Origin of the sequence: Bradyrhizobium diazoefficiens (genome assembly GCF_016616885.1) — a bacterium.
GTDB lineage: Bacteria > Pseudomonadota > Alphaproteobacteria > Rhizobiales > Xanthobacteraceae > Bradyrhizobium > Bradyrhizobium diazoefficiens_F.
The window spans coordinates 3160299-3174434 of the sequence record NZ_CP067102.1; the positions used below are offsets into that span (position 1 = coordinate 3160299).

The window sequence follows — 14136 nt, forward strand, 5'->3', positions numbered from 1 at the left end:
CTGTTCGCGAGCTTGGCCGCTTACCCCAGGCGGCCCGCGCTGTGCGCCAGCAGCGTGTACACCAGGCCCGTCTCCGAGGTCAGGTGGCTGCGCAGCTCCTGCGGGCCGCGGCCGTCGCGGGCGACTTCGTCGAGCAGGCGTTCGAACTCGCCGATATAGCGGTCGACCGTGCCCTTGAAGTTGCGGTCGGCGCGATACTTGCGAGCGACCTCGTCAAAGGCCTTCTGGCCGGCGGGCGTGTACAGGCGCTTGGTGAAGGCCTTGTTCTCGCCGCGCTGGTAGCGGTCCCACATCTCGGTGGCGAGGTTGCGGTCCATCAGCCGGCCGATGTCGAGCGACAGCGATTCCAGCGGATTGCCGCTAGCCTGCGGGGCCTGCGGCTGCGGAGCGGGTGCCGCCTGGCGGCCACGCGGGGCCTCACGTCCGGCCGGAGCAGCCTGATTGGCGTCCGTGCGGTTCAACAGATCCGACAGCCAGCCGTCGCGGCCCTGGTCGTTGCTAGCAGGTGCAACCGGCGGCGCCTCGGTGCGACGCGAGGCGGCAGGCGTGCCGAGGTCCGGCGGCGGCAGCGTCGAGGCGCTGCCGGTGTCGCGCATGCGGGTTTCGGTGCCACGACCGCCCGCAGTTGCCATCATCGGCTCTTCCTGGCGCTGGACGGCGACAGAAGCGCGCCCCGTCGTGGTGACGTCGAGGCCGCGGCCGTGCTGGGCCACGATGCGGTTGAGCTCGGCGAGGGCCTCGATCTGGTCGACGATCACCTTGCGCATCTGCGCGGTGCTCTCGGCGGCCTCCTGCGGCATCTCGAGCACGCCGCGGCGCAGCTCGTTGCGGGTGGCTTCGAGCTCGTTGTGCATCTCGAACGCCATCTGCTTCATGCTGGAGACGAGGTTGCCGAACTTCTCGGCCGACTGCTTGAACATCGCATCCGCCTCGTCGGTGGTCTGGCGGTAGATGTCGTGCATGGCCTCGATGGTCTGGCGGTGCTCCTCTTCGGACGCCGACCGCACCGCCTCGAACTGGCGGGTGATCGCGGCCGAACCTGCGCCGGCGGTCTCGGCGACCACGCGAGCGATGTCGCGGGCACGCTCTTCGGCCGCAGCGAGCGACTCATCGAGCAGTCCGGTGAAGCGCGACAGGCGCTGGTCGAGATCGGTGGTGCGCAGGTCGATGGTGGTGACGAGCGATTCCAGCGCCTGCTTGCGCTCGGCGAGCGAGGCGGTGGTGTTCTTGTTGCTCTGCTCGACGACCTGCGCGGCATCGACGAGCGCCTTGCCGTGCGCGTCGAACTGCGTCGACAGCTCGCCGAGATCCTGGAGCGCCCGCGTCGTCTTGGTGTTGAAGACGTTGAGCTGGTCTTCCAGGTTCTGCGTCGCAGCGCCGTTGCGCGAGGTGACGTCGTTCATCGCCGAGACGAAGTCGGCGACACGCGTCACCAGCGCACGCTCGAGCGAGTTCAGGTTGTCGTGCGCACCGGTCAGCACCTCCTGGAGCAGGATGTTGCCTTCGCGCAGGCGCTCGAACAGGGCGACCGTGTCGGTGCGCAGGATCTTGCTAGTCTCCTGCATCTCGGTGACGGCCGCGATCGAGACCTGGCGCGACTGGTCGATTGCCGAGCGCGAGGCCGTCTCGAGGTCCTTCAGCGATCTGCCGACCGCGCTGGTCGCGATCTCGCTCGCCGCGTTGATGGTGCGGGCGACTTCGTTGCCATTGCCCATCATGGTCTGCGAGAACGCCGTGCCGCGCGTCTCGATCGATTTCAGCGCGTCGGAGGTGACGCGGTCGATGTCGAGCGTCAGCTGGCTGGTCTTCGAGCCGATCGCGTCCACGAGCGAGCCGCGCTTGGCGTCGATCATGTTGGAGAGGCGGTCGGCCTGCTGCTGCACATAGGTGACGATCTCGTCGGTCTTGCCGGTCATGGCCTGGCCGAAGCTGCTCGAGGCGGAGAGCACCGAGCGCTCGACGTCGGCCGAGCTCGACTTGACCCGCGAGCTCGCCTCGTTGGAGGCGTTGATCAGCGCATTCTGGGCGTTGAGCGCGCTGGTCTGGATGTCGTTGGTCGCGTTCGCCGTCGCCGTGCTCAGCGCGCGCTCGATCTCGGTCGAGATCGTGCGGATCTGGCTCGCGGCGTCCGCCGAGGTCGAGGTCAGCGAGGTCTGGGCCTCGCGTGCGCTGTTGAGGATCGTCGAGGCGGTGTCGGCGCCGACCGCGGTCAGCGTGCGCTCGATGTCGGTCGTCAGCGACTTGATCTGGCTTGCCGCGTCGCTCGACGCGGATATCAGCGTGCCCTGGGCTTCACGCACGCCGCTGGTGAGCGCCTCGATGGTGGCGCCGCCGGCGGTCGCCAGCGCGCGCTGCATCTCGGCTGCAAGCGAACGGACCTGGCCGGTCTGCTCGGCAGAGACCGCGAGCAGGGTGCTCTGGGCGTCGCGGGCGCTCGCCGTGATCGTTTCGGCGGTGGTCTGGCCGACCTGCGAGAGCGAGCGGTGCACTTCGGCCGCGAGCGACTTGACCTGGCTCGCCGCATCCGAGGACGCATTGACCAGGGTGCTCTGGGCCTCGCGCGCGCCGGTCATGATGGTCTCGGCCGTCGAGGTGCCCGCCATCGAGAGCGAGCGCTGCACGTCGGAGGACAGCGCCTTGATCTGGTTGGCGGTCTCGGTCGAGGCCGCGATCAGCGTGCCCTGCGCGTCGCGGGCGCCGGCGGTGATCGATTCCGCCGTGGTGGTGCCGGCCATCGAGAGCGAGCGCTGCACGTCGGCGGTGAGCGTCTTGACGTGGTTGGCCGCGTCTGACGAAGCGGTGACGAGCGTGGTCTGCACCTCGCGGGCGCCGGCCAGGATCGAGGCCGCGGTGGCCGAACCGGCTGCGGACAGCGTGCGTTCGACGTCGGCCGCGAGCCCCTTGATCTGGTTGGAGGCTTCGCCCGAAGCCGCGACCAGGGACGACTGCGCCTCGCGGGCGCTGGTCAGGATCGAGTTTGCAGCACCGGTGCCGACCGCGGTCAGCGCGCGCTCGACCTCGGCGGAGGTCATCTTGAGCTGGGCGTTGACGTCGGAGGAGACCGTCATCAGCGACTGCTGCGCAGTGCGCGCACCGGTCTGGATCGTCTCGCTGGTGTTGACGACGAGGTTGGTGAGCGAGCGCTCGGCGTCCTCGACATGCGAGCGGATCGCGGTCGAGATCATCTCGGCGCGGGACATCATGTCCTCGCTGGCCTGGCGGCCGCTGCTTTCGATGCGGCCGGCGACGGCCTCGACACGCGAGCCGAGCAGGTCTTCGAACTGCGCCACGCGCACGTCGATGTCGTTGGCAACCGAACCGACCTTGGTCTCGATCGCCTGGTGGATGTCCTGGAAGCGCGCCGTGACCGTGTCGGTCAGGTGCATGCTGCGGCCGTCGATGAGGTCGGCGACGCCCATGATGCGGCGGTCGACCGCCTCGATCGCCTGCGCCGTGCCGTCCGTGAGTGTCGAGGTCAGCAGGGTGAGGCGGGTGTCGATCGACTGCACCGCCTGCGAGGCGCCGTTGGTCAGCGCGGTGGTCAGGTAGGTGAGGCGGCTGTCGACGGACTCCAGCGCCTGCGATGCGCCGCTGTTGAACGTCGTCGTCAGATGCGTCAGGCGTGTATCGATCGCCTGGATCGTCTGCGATGCGCCGTCGGTCAGCGTCGTCGTGAGATGCGTCAACCGCGTATCAACCGACTGGATCGCCTGCGCGGCACCGTCGGTCAGCGACGTGGACAGCATGTTGAGGCGCCCATCGATGGTCTCGGTCACCGACTTGGCGCGCGTATCGAACGACTGTTCGAGTTCGGCGACCCGGCCGACAAGCCGCTCGTCGAAGGTCCTGATGTGGCCTTCGATGGTGCCGTCGAGGCTCGCGATCTTGCCATTCAGCGAGGCGTCGAGATTGGTGACGCGTTCGCCAATCGTGGTCTCGAACTGCACCAGGCGCTGGTCGAGCACGGCGGTGATTGCGCCGCCGTTGGAGGTGAAGCGGGTGTCGAAATTATCGACATAGGTCTTCAGCGACTCATGGATGTCATGGGTGCGCTGGCCCATGCGCTCGACGATCTCGCCGCCGAACGTCTTCACGGTGCGGTCGAACTCGGAGATGTGGCGCGTGATCAGGGCACCCAGCGTGCCGGAATCGCGGGCGAACTTCTCGACCAGCTCGGAACCCTGGTTCTTCACCAGCTCGTCGAACGCGCTCATCTGCAGCGACAGCGAGTCGTGCGCGGTCTCGGTCTGGCTGACGACCTTGGCGACGAGGGTGTTGACCGTGGCGTCGAGCGCTTCGCTCGCCTTGTCGCCGGAGGTCATGATCTGGCCGGCGAGGCGGTTGCCGGCGTCGTCGATCTTGGCCGAGAGGTCGTTGGAGCGCAGCTCGAGCTCGAGCAGCAGCGAGTCCGACGAGTTCTTCAGGCTATCGTGCACCTGCTCGGTGCGCTCGGAGATGCCATCGACGATCGCGGCGGAGCGCTGCTCGAACTCGCCGGTGATGCGGTCGATGCGCTCGTTCAGCATCTCGTGGACGCGGTCGGCAAGGTCGACGAACTCGTCGTGGACGTGGCCGGTCTTGAAGTTGAGGCTGGTGGTCAGCCGCTCGCTGGCGTCGAGCACCGCGCGGGTGGTCTCGGCGCTGGCCTCCTCGAGGCGGTCGAGCAGGTCGCCGCCGCGCTCGCCGAGCGCCAGGATCATGTTGTCGCCGGCGTGGCTCAGCGCGCCGGTGATGTGGGCGCCGCGCTCTTCCAGCGCGCCGGTGATGGATTTCGCGACCTCGTCGACGCGCGAGGCGATCGCGTCCGAGATCAGCGCGATGTCGTGGCGGAGGTCGATCTGCACGCCGGAAATGGCGCTGCGGACCTGCTCGGCCTGGCCGACCAGATTGTCGCGCTGATGCGCGATGTCCTGGAGCAGGGCGCGGATGCGCACTTCGTTGTCGGAATAGGCGCGCTCAAGTGCGGCGACCTCGTTGGCGACCAGCGTCTCGAGCTCGCCGGCGCGCGCGATGGCGCGCTCGATGCCGTCGCCCATCGCCGCGACCTCGCGGCGGATGGCCTGGCCGACGGTGACCATGGAATCGGACGCCGAGCCTTCCGGCTCGGAGAAGCGGATCGCGACCTGCGCCATCGCCTGTGCGACCTGGCTCATCTGCTGGCCGCGCCAGACCAGGCTCGCGAGGAAGTAGAACAGCATGATCGGCGCGAAGAACATCGTGACGAGGCCGGCGATCGCCAGCACGCCGCCGCTCTGGCCCATCGCGGCCTGGATCGAGGGCAGGAAACCGACCGTCAGGGCGGCGCAGGCCGCAAGCCAGACGACGGTAAAGATGGTTGCGCCGGCGTAGATGTTGCGGGCAGGGCGGCCCGTCTGCAGCGACTGGAGCAGCTGGCCGATGGTCTCGCGGTCGTCATTGGCGGCGCGGCGCGAGGTGCGCGGTTCCTCGATCGGATCGAACACGGCGCGCTCGTTGGCGGCAGGCCGCGGCTCGAACGCCGGATCGTCGAATACGGGAGGCGTGGGCGGTGCCACCTGCGGCGCCGTTTCGTTGCGCATCGATGCGTTGCGGCTGGTGTCGGCAGCCGTATCGCTGATGTTGAGGGCTTCCTGGATCGCAGAAAGCGCAACTTCTGTGGGGTCTTTGACCTTTTTGGGAGTGTTGGCCATGTTCAGTCTGAGCCCTCGTTACTTTTACGCGTCCCCCCGCGAGCCCTGCGCGCTGCGCAAGCCCACAGACCGGATCATGCCGCTTGCGCGGATCTCCGAGCCATCCCCACCCGGACGGCTTGTCCGCCAATTTCTGCAACATCCTATTGGCAGAGCGTCGCGAATGAAATGCCCGCGATTAAGACAATCTTAATCATCGTTAACAGCATTGGGCCGTAACACCTTAGGCCTAAATGAAATTCTCCACCGAACTCGGCCGATTGCGGCAACTTTTCGTCAATAAACGGGCGGATTTGCGTAAAACGGCCCAAACACTTCGTTAACCATTTCCATGCTTCGGTGGGGCGAACCGCCGGACCGGCGGACCATCGCGCGATGCCGGGGCCTGCGCCATGATGCCTGAACTGCAACGGATGGACTGGATGCCCTCGCCCCCGCTTGCGCCAATCGACAGCCCCCTCGACCTCGACCATCTCTCGCGCATGACGCTCGGCGATGCCGAGCTGGAGCAGGAAGTGCTTGGGATGTTCGCCGAGCAGGCGGTTCGGCTGATCGCGGCGATGACAGCGCTGCCGGCTGAGACCGGTGCGCTCGCGCATAAGCTGAAAGGCTCGGCGCGCGGGATTGGCGCCTTTGCGGTCGCGGATGCCGCCGCCAGCCTGGAAACTGCGATCCGGATCGGCCACAACCAGCCCCGCGCCTTCGCCGCGCTGAAAGAGGCGGTTGCCGAGGTTCGCGCGGCCATTGCGGCGATCCTCAAGCACTAGGCCGGCGCCCCCCGGAAGTTGGGGCCTCGCGCACTAGTCTTTTGTTTTGACGCGTTTTCTGCCCGCGAACCGGTATCCACTTCGCTTGAAAACGCTATGGCGCGGTCCGGATCGACCCGTTATAGGACAGCCCGGACCCTCCTTTCCCCAGATCGCGGCAGCACGAGCACACATGGCCAAAATTCACTTTGTCGACCACAAGGGCGAAACCCGCACGGTGGAAGTCGAGAACGGCGCCACCGTGATGGAAGCCGCCATCCGCAACAGCATTCCCGGCATCGAAGCCGAGTGCGGCGGTGCCTGCGCCTGCGCAACCTGCCATGTCTATGTCGACGAAGCCTGGCGCGAGAAGGTCGGCAGCCCGACGCCGATGGAAGAGGACATGCTCGACTTCGGTTTCGACGTGCGCCCGAACTCGCGCCTGTCCTGCCAGATCAAGGTCTCCGACGACCTCGACGGACTCGTGGTGTCGACGCCGGAACGTCAGGCCTGATCTTTGTGACTTAAGCGCCCGGCGGCGTGACCTCGATGCCGCGCTTGTGCCAGGGTTTGAATTTCTCGATCACCTCTGCGGTCAGCGGCGCCGGCCGGCGCGTCGCCTCGTCGAGCAAGACGCCGACGGACGTCGCTGACGCGATGCACTTCCCGTTCGAAAACACGACCTGCTCGAAGGTCACTGACGTGCGTCCGAGCTTCACCACGCCGAGGCCGAGCTCGATCGTGTTCGGCCAGTGCAACTCGGCGCGGAAATGGATGTCTAGCCGCACCATGATCCAGGCGAGCCCTGGCGGTGTCAGCCCATATTCGGGGCTCTTCATCAGCGTGACACGGCCCGTCTCGAAATAAGTGGCGTAGACCGCGTTGTTGACGTGCTGGTTCGGGTCGAGATCGCCGAAGCGGACGTTGTCGCCGAGGCAAAAAGGGAAGTCCTCCAGGCGCGGCGTCGTATCGAGGCGGCTTGGTGCGTTCACCGATTGATCTCCGTCATATCCAACCCGTTACAGCCCAGTTATTTTGACCCGGCAAGTGGGCGCGGCTGCGGGGCGCTCCCGCTTTTATGCCTTCCCTGATCCATCCCCGTTGGCTAGACAGGCAGGGTCACCTCGGCCCAAAGGGCGCCGTCCAACCGATAACGACCGATAAAGAGACGACATGAGCGACGTGATCAAAACCGATGTGCTGATTATTGGCGCTGGCCCTTGCGGTCTGTTCGCGGCCTTCGAGCTTGGCCTTCTCGACATGAAGGCGCATTTCGTCGACATCCTCGACAAGGTCGGCGGCCAGTGCGCCGAGCTCTATCCGGAAAAGCCGATCTACGACATTCCCGGCATCCCGCACGTATCTGGGCAGGGTCTGACCGACGCGCTGATGGAGCAGATCAAGCCGTTCCATCCGACCTTCCATCTCGGCGAGATGATCGAGACCGTGGAGAAGATCGGCGATCCCGCGTTTCGCTGCACTACGGATGCCGGCAAGGTGTTCGAATGCAAGGTGCTGGTGATCGCGGCCGGCGGCGGCTCGTTCCAGCCAAAACGTCCGCCGGTGCCGGGGATCGAAGCCTATGAAGGCACCTCGGTGCACTACGCCGTGCGCAAGATGGAAATGTTCCGCGACAAGAATGTGCTGATCGTCGGCGGCGGCGATTCCGCGCTCGACTGGACGCTCAATCTGCATCCGCTGGCCAAGCGCATCACGCTGCTGCACCGGCGCGACGATTTTCGTGCCGCGCCCCACAGCGTCGAGCAGATGCGCGCGCTGGTGGCCGACGGCAAGATGGATCTGCGGCTCGGCCAGGTCACCGCGCTCTCGGGCGCCGATGGCCAACTGACCGGCGCCACCGTCAAGGGCAACGACAACATTGTCAGCGATATCGCCTGCGACACCATGCTGCCGTTCTTCGGCCTGACCATGAAGCTCGGTCCGGTCGCGAACTGGGGCATTGCGCTGGAGAACAATCTGGTGCCGGTCGAGACCTCCGCGTTCGAGACCAACGTATCAGGCATCTTCGCCATCGGCGACATCAACACCTATCCCGGCAAGATCAAGCTGATCCTGTGCGGTTTCCACGAGGGCGCACTGATGTCGCAAAAGGCCCACCGCTACGTCTATCCGGATAAACGGCTCGTGTTCCAGTACACGACCTCGTCCTCCAGCCTGCAAAAGAAACTCGGTGTCAACTGATCGCGACGGAAGCGGATGGGCGATGCCCCATGTTTCTGGTGCTGGAACCGTTCGCGAAATCGCCGTAGTCTGCGGCCATTGCAGTGGCGGCTTAGCAAGGTGATCATGATGCGCCATCTCTTTTCCAGCTTTCGGCTGCTCCCGTTGCTCGCGCTCGCGCTGTCGCTCGGCGCGGCGAGCCCGGCTGCGGCGCAAGCACAGCAGCCCACCGCTGCGGGCCTCTGGCAGAAGGTCGAGGACGGCAGGCCGGTGGGCTGGTTCCTCTTCATCGACCACAACGGCATCTTCGAAGGCGTCATCGCCAAGACTTTCCCGCGCCCTGGCGACGATCCGAACGAGGTCTGCGCGAAATGCACGGACGATCGCAAGAACCAGCCGGTGCTCGGGCTCTCCTTCATCCGCGACATGAAGCGTGACGGGCTGAAGTATGAGGGCGGCAACGTCATCAATCCGCGCGACGGCAACGTCTGGAAGGCCAAGATGACGGTGAGCCCGGATGGTCAGGTCCTGACCATGCGCGGCTTCCTCGGCATTTCCCTGTTCGGCAAGGACGAGACCTGGCAGCGTTTGCCGGATGCAAGCATGGCCGAAGTCGATCCTGCCATCGTCGCCAAATATCTCCCCGCACAGGCCGCCGCGACCAAGCCCGCGCCCGCGACCAAAAAGGGCGGCGCGATGATGATGGCGCCGGCAGCGAAGAAGTAGGCTGCTTTCACACTGCCCGGGCAACGGACGTCAATACGTTCGCGCCTTCTTGCAAGGCGCATAGAACGTGCCGTTGCCGGCGACGACCCGCTCGAGGCATTGTCGGGGATCGGTGATCTCGCCGTCGATCTGGAAATAATAGGCCTGCGGTCCCAGGCTCAGGACGTAATGTCCCGGCGGAAGCTCGAGCTCTGCATCGCTGGCGTGGAGCTCGTACATTTCGGCTTTCCCCGGAATCGGCGATATCCGGAACGGATAGGAGAAATTGCGGATCACGCCGACGTCGGCTCCGCCTCCCGTCGTCTTGCCTGCAGCGTCGGTCGAAAACTCCTTGACCTTTGCGACAACACGGACCTCGACGCGCTCGGGGATCACATTTGCAATGTCCCTGCGGAACACGATGAACTTGACGCGGCCGTTCGGCAGATGCGGCCGGTCGGGCTTCTTGAACTCCGGTGAAATCGCAATGCGCATGTCCGGCGCCATCACGCTGGTCGCGTTCAACTCAGCCAGCGACTTGTCGTCGATCAAGGCATAGATACCGTAATCGCTCGGAAGCACACGCGCTGGTGGAGGCGGGGCGGAGGGGACCATTTCCGGCTTGGCGACCGTGATCGTCGTCTCCGGCTTGGGCGTGACCTGCGCGATCTCCGGCGTCTGCGACGACGTCAGCCGGCGCAGCGCGGCGATCCTGTCTCGGTGCGATACGATCACGACGACTGCGCCTACGACAACCAGGATGGCGACGGTACGCTTGATCACCGGCAGGAGCGGGCCGGAGACCGCCGGCCGCTTGCTGCGGGACGTCCCGATCGCTGATGGCAGGACAGTCGGGTCGCCGGACACCAGAAGAGTGCCGGCTTCGGTCACCTTGGCTGATGTGAGTTGATGCGACGGCAAGCGCTCCAGCGGTGCCTGGTCGCGCGAAAACTTCTCGACCTCGTCGATCGCGACCTCGAGGGCCTGCTTCATCTCGTCGATGTTTTTCGCGTCGGCGTAGGTGAACTGTTCCTGGAGCTTGTAGCGGGCGAGATCGTAGACCATCTGCCGCATGGCCTCGGCGTCGTCCTTGACCGTATCGAGCATGCGCGAAATCACCAACGCAAACTGCACCTGGTTTGCGGGCAAATCGGTCGGGTCCTGTTGACCGGGAAGCAGGTCCCTCGAGTCACTCATAGCGCTGACGGTCCAATGCCTGTCACGCCAATACCCAATTCTTCCATTCGAAACAGTCGGTTAAGCGGATAGCGGTCGCGTCCGCGCCAGCTTCGTACACGTCCTGCCACGACAAGGAAAGCCTCCGCCAGTAGTTCCCCGGAATGCGCGCTGGCGCCGGATTTGCATAGCTGTCGGCAAATCTGCCGGAGGAACGAGTCGCCGCTGCCGCGCCTGTTCAAGGGCGTGAGCGACGTCGCCTGTTCCACGCGGCGCTGACTTCGATCCGTGAGATGACGCTATGAGACCTGCAAGACCGTGTGCGGCGACGTTGCTGGGGCTGATGACACTGCTCGCAACATCGGCGATGGCGCGCGACGACGGACGCTATGCCAGCTCACCACTCAAACCCTGGTTTGAGAGTCTGCGCAGCGAGTATGGACAGTGCTGCTCGGATGCCGACGGCTATATCGTTGCCGATGTCGACTGGGAGTCCGACAAGGGACACTACCGCGTGCATCTCGACGAGGAGTGGGTCGTCGTCCCCGACGGCGCGGTGATCACCGAGCCGAACAAGATCGGCCGCACCATGGTGTGGAAGCACTATATCGACGGCCACCCGCGCGTGCGGTGCTTCATGCCGGGCAGCATGACGTGAGAATGCTGACGCGGAAAAGATTCGTCGCAGTGCCGCAACAGGTTCGCTTGCATGCGAACATTTGTCTCCCGCGCGCGGGTAAGTTTGGTTGCGTGAGACGACAGGACGAAACGAGGAAGAAGTTTTCCGCGTCAATATTTCTGGACGGTTTCGCGAAAGACGGCCGATCGTGCTTTACGCGCCGAGTTTGGTCTCTCGCACCACTGCGCCGGCGCGGCGGCGCAAGTCCGGATTGAGGGCAAGCCCGAGACCGGGCGCGGTCGGCGCCGACACGACGCCGTTGTTCACGACGGGTAGCGCGGTGACGAGGTCGCGGTACCAGGTCGACAGCGTGGCGCGCACGACCTCCTGGAAGATCGCGGTCGGCGCATGCAACGCCAGATGCAGGCCCGCCATCAGCGCCACCGGGCCGGTGCAGTCATGCGGCGCGAGCGGCTTGTTGTAGGCCTCGCCAAGCGCCGCGATCTTGCGCGCTTCGCTCAGGCCGCCGCACCAGGCGATGTCGAGCATCACGACGTCGACGGCATCGGCCGCGAGCAGGTTGCGGAAGCTCGCCGCGCCCGCCAGCGTCTCGCTGCCGCAGATCGGCGTCTTCACGCGCCGCCTGAGATCGGCGAGGCCCTGCGCGTCATCCATCTTGTTGAGGGGATCCTCGACCCAGAACACGCCGTAATCTTCGAGTGCGCGGCAGATGCGCTCGGCCGTGTGCATGCCCCACAGGCTGTGCAATTCGCACATGATCTCGATGCGGTCGCCGACGGCATCGCGGATCTTGCGGAACGGCTCCAGTCCGGTCTTGAGCTCGGCGAGCGAGATCGCATGGCCGCCATTGGCAGCGAAGGGATCGAACGGCCAGATCTTCATGGCGCTGTATCCTTCACTGAGAAGGCTCTCGGCGAGCGTGCCGGCATCGCGCATGAAGGCGATCTGGTCGTCATAGGGACCGAGCGCGGCATCATCAGCGCCGATCTCGCGGCGCTTGGCGCTCTTGGTGTTGTAGGAGTAGCCGGCGCAAGTGTTGTAGGCGCGGATCTCGAGCCGGCTCGCACCGCCGAGTGCCTCGTGCACGGGAATGCCGTGACGCTGGCCCTTGAGGTCCCACAGTGCGATGTCGATCGCGCTCGCCGCGCGCACCTCGGCGCTGACGCTGTGGAAGCCGAGATAGGGCCTCAGCAGCTGGCGCGAGATCGCCTCGATGCGGCGGGAGTCCTGGCCGAGCACCAGCGGCGCGGCGAGCTCATGCACCGCGGCCTCAACCGCCTGCGCGCCACGAAAGCTTTCGCCGAGGCCGGTCAGTCCCTCGTCGGTCTCGATCTCGACCCAGATCAGGTTCGGCCGCTCTTCAATGCGGATCGTGCGCAGGGTCGTGATGCCGGACATCAAGGTCCTCTTGGCCGAGTTGCCGACGCTCAGGTCACCGGTGCCGGATTGAACAGCGTGAGGTCGTTGTGGATGCCCCAGCGATCCGACCACGGTTTGGTGCGGCCGCTCGCGACATCAAGGATCAGGTTGAACAGGTCCCAGCCGGTTTCCTCGATGGTCTTCTCGCCGGTGGCAATGCCGCCCGCGTCGAAATCGATCAGGTCTTTCCAGCGCCGCGCCAGCTCGCTGCGGGTCGCGACCTTGATCACGGGTGCTGCCGCAAGACCGTAGGGCGTGCCGCGCCCGGTGGTGAACACCTGCAAGGTCATGCCGGAGGCAAGCTGCAGCGTGCCGCAGATGAAATCGGACGCCGGCGTCGCCGCGAACAGCATGCCTTTCTGCGTCGCCTTCTGGCCAGGCGAAAGCACGCCGGTGATGGCGCTCGAGCCTGATTTGACGATCGAGCCGAGCGATTTCTCGACGATGTTGGCAAGGCCGCCCTTCTTGTTGCCAGGCGTGGTGTTGGCGCTGCGATCGGCACCGCCACGGGCCAGATAAGAGTCGTACCAAGCCATCTCGCGCACCAGCGCGCGGCCGACGTCCTCGTTGATGGCGCGGCGGGTGAGGAGCTGGATGGCGTCGCGCACCTCGGTGACTTCGGAGAACATCACGGTGGCGCCAGCGCGCACCAGAAGGTCGGCGGCGAAGCCGAGGGCGGGGTTCGCGGTGACGCCGGAGAACGCGTCGCTACCGCCGCATTGCAGGCCGATCACGAGATCGGCGGCAGGGCAGGTCTCGCGGGTGCGCTTGTTCAGGATTTTCAGGCGGGCCTCCGCCTGGGTCATGATCGCATCGACGATCGCGCCAAAGCCGTCGAAGGCTTCGTCCTGCATGCGCACGATCGCATCGCTGATGCCCTCCGGCACCAGCCGCTCGGGCGCCAGCTTCTCGCAGCCAAGGCTGATGACCAGGATCTCGCCGCCGAAATTCGGATTGAGCGCGAGGTTCTGCAGCGTGCGGATCGGCACCACCGCGTCGGGCGCGGTGATGGCAACGCCGCAGCCATAGGCGTGCGTCAACGGCACGACGTCATCGACGTTCGGATATTTCGGCAGCAGCTCGGAGCGGATGCGCTTCACCGCATATTCCATCGTGCCCTTGACGCATTGCACGGAGGAGGAAATGCCGAGGATATTCTTGGTGCCGACCGAGCCGTCCGGATTGCGGAAGCCTTCGAAGGTGAAACCTTCGAGCGGCGGCAGCGGCGCGGGGACGGCGGTGGAGATTTCGAGCTTGTCGAGGTCGGGGGCCTCCGGCATGCGGATGCGCGCCTCGTCGACCCACTCGCCGGCCAGGATCGGCGCGAGTGCGTAACCGATCACCTCGCCATAGCGGATGATCGGCTGGTCTTGCGCGATATCGACCAGCGCTGTCTTGTGCCCCTGTGGCACGAAGGCGCGTAGCGTCAGCCCGCAGGCGAAGCGGGACCCGGCGGGAAGCCCGAAATCATTGACCACGATCGCGACGTTGTCGCGCGCGTTGAGCTTGATATAGCGGGGCTGTTCTTTCGCTGCGACGTCCTGGTCCATGGAAGGACTCCGAAACTGTAGGGTGGGTTAGCCGAAGGCGTAACCCACCA

At 65.5% G+C, this 14136-nt stretch carries 10 protein-coding genes; 5 read left to right on the forward strand and 5 right to left on the reverse strand.

Going from position 1 to position 14136, the window contains the following annotated elements; genetic code table 11:
* Nucleotides 1-20: 20 nt before the first annotated feature.
* On the reverse strand, nt 21-5669 hold the full coding sequence (locus tag JJC00_RS14375) for a negative regulator of septation ring formation (protein ID WP_200473181.1): 5649 nt from the start codon (nt 5667-5669) through the stop codon (nt 21-23).
* Nucleotides 5670-6091: 422 nt separating this feature from the next.
* Here JJC00_RS14375 and JJC00_RS14380 point away from each other — a divergent pair, with 422 nt between their 5' ends.
* Both JJC00_RS14380 and JJC00_RS14385 read left to right on the forward strand, forming a co-directional pair.
* Nucleotides 6092-6436 (forward strand): Hpt domain-containing protein, encoded by a 345-nt coding sequence (locus JJC00_RS14380; RefSeq protein WP_246774213.1) that lies wholly within the window; start codon nt 6092-6094, stop codon nt 6434-6436.
* A gap of 172 nt (nt 6437-6608) precedes the next feature.
* Nucleotides 6609-6929 (forward strand): 2Fe-2S iron-sulfur cluster-binding protein, encoded by a 321-nt coding sequence (locus JJC00_RS14385; protein WP_200473185.1) that lies wholly within the window; start codon nt 6609-6611, stop codon nt 6927-6929.
* A 10-nt stretch (nt 6930-6939) separates the two neighbouring features.
* Here the strand turns inward: JJC00_RS14385 and JJC00_RS14390 are convergent, their stop codons facing one another.
* Nucleotides 6940-7407 (reverse strand): acyl-CoA thioesterase, encoded by a 468-nt coding sequence (locus JJC00_RS14390; protein ID WP_200473186.1) that lies wholly within the window; start codon nt 7405-7407, stop codon nt 6940-6942.
* Between the two features lie 181 nt (nt 7408-7588).
* On the opposite strand from JJC00_RS14390, the gene JJC00_RS14395 reads away from it, so the two are divergent.
* Nucleotides 7589-8617: an NAD(P)/FAD-dependent oxidoreductase gene (locus JJC00_RS14395; RefSeq protein ID WP_200473187.1), complete on the forward strand. Its 1029-nt coding sequence runs from the start codon at nt 7589-7591 to the stop codon at nt 8615-8617.
* Between the two features lie 108 nt (nt 8618-8725).
* Nucleotides 8726-9322, forward strand: coding sequence for a DUF2147 domain-containing protein (locus JJC00_RS14400; protein ID WP_200474120.1), 597 nt, complete (start codon nt 8726-8728; stop codon nt 9320-9322).
* A gap of 30 nt (nt 9323-9352) precedes the next feature.
* Here JJC00_RS14400 and JJC00_RS14405 read toward each other — a convergent pair whose 3' ends face one another.
* Nucleotides 9353-10408, reverse strand: coding sequence for a hypothetical protein (locus JJC00_RS14405; protein ID WP_246774214.1), 1056 nt, complete (start codon nt 10406-10408; stop codon nt 9353-9355).
* A 370-nt stretch (nt 10409-10778) separates the two neighbouring features.
* Here JJC00_RS14405 and JJC00_RS14410 point away from each other — a divergent pair, with 370 nt between their 5' ends.
* Nucleotides 10779-11135: a hypothetical protein gene (locus JJC00_RS14410; protein ID WP_200473191.1), complete on the forward strand. Its 357-nt coding sequence runs from the start codon at nt 10779-10781 to the stop codon at nt 11133-11135.
* A gap of 174 nt (nt 11136-11309) precedes the next feature.
* Here the strand turns inward: JJC00_RS14410 and JJC00_RS14415 are convergent, their stop codons facing one another.
* Nucleotides 11310-12515: a mandelate racemase/muconate lactonizing enzyme family protein gene (locus tag JJC00_RS14415; RefSeq protein WP_200473193.1), complete on the reverse strand. Its 1206-nt coding sequence runs from the start codon at nt 12513-12515 to the stop codon at nt 11310-11312.
* 29 nt (nt 12516-12544) lie between these two features.
* Nucleotides 12545-14086, reverse strand: coding sequence for a galactarate dehydratase (gene garD, locus JJC00_RS14420; RefSeq protein WP_200473195.1), 1542 nt, complete (start codon nt 14084-14086; stop codon nt 12545-12547).
* Between the last annotated feature and the right edge of the window lie 50 nt (nt 14087-14136).

Coding starts and splice junctions, on each gene's coding strand:
- JJC00_RS14375 (WP_200473181.1), bottom strand. CDS start 5,669: ATGGCCAACACTCCCAAAAAGGTCAAAGACCCCACAGAAGTTGCGCTT.
- JJC00_RS14380 (WP_246774213.1), top strand. CDS start 6,092: ATGCCCTCGCCCCCGCTTGCGCCAATCGACAGCCCCCTCGACCTCGAC.
- JJC00_RS14385 (WP_200473185.1), top strand. CDS start 6,609: ATGGCCAAAATTCACTTTGTCGACCACAAGGGCGAAACCCGCACGGTG.
- JJC00_RS14395 (WP_200473187.1), top strand. CDS start 7,589: ATGAGCGACGTGATCAAAACCGATGTGCTGATTATTGGCGCTGGCCCT.
- JJC00_RS14400 (WP_200474120.1), top strand. CDS start 8,726: ATGCGCCATCTCTTTTCCAGCTTTCGGCTGCTCCCGTTGCTCGCGCTC.
- JJC00_RS14405 (WP_246774214.1), bottom strand. CDS start 10,408: ATGCTCGATACGGTCAAGGACGACGCCGAGGCCATGCGGCAGATGGTC.
- JJC00_RS14410 (WP_200473191.1), top strand. CDS start 10,779: ATGAGACCTGCAAGACCGTGTGCGGCGACGTTGCTGGGGCTGATGACA.
- JJC00_RS14415 (WP_200473193.1), bottom strand. CDS start 12,515: ATGTCCGGCATCACGACCCTGCGCACGATCCGCATTGAAGAGCGGCCG.
- garD (WP_200473195.1), bottom strand. CDS start 14,086: ATGGACCAGGACGTCGCAGCGAAAGAACAGCCCCGCTATATCAAGCTC.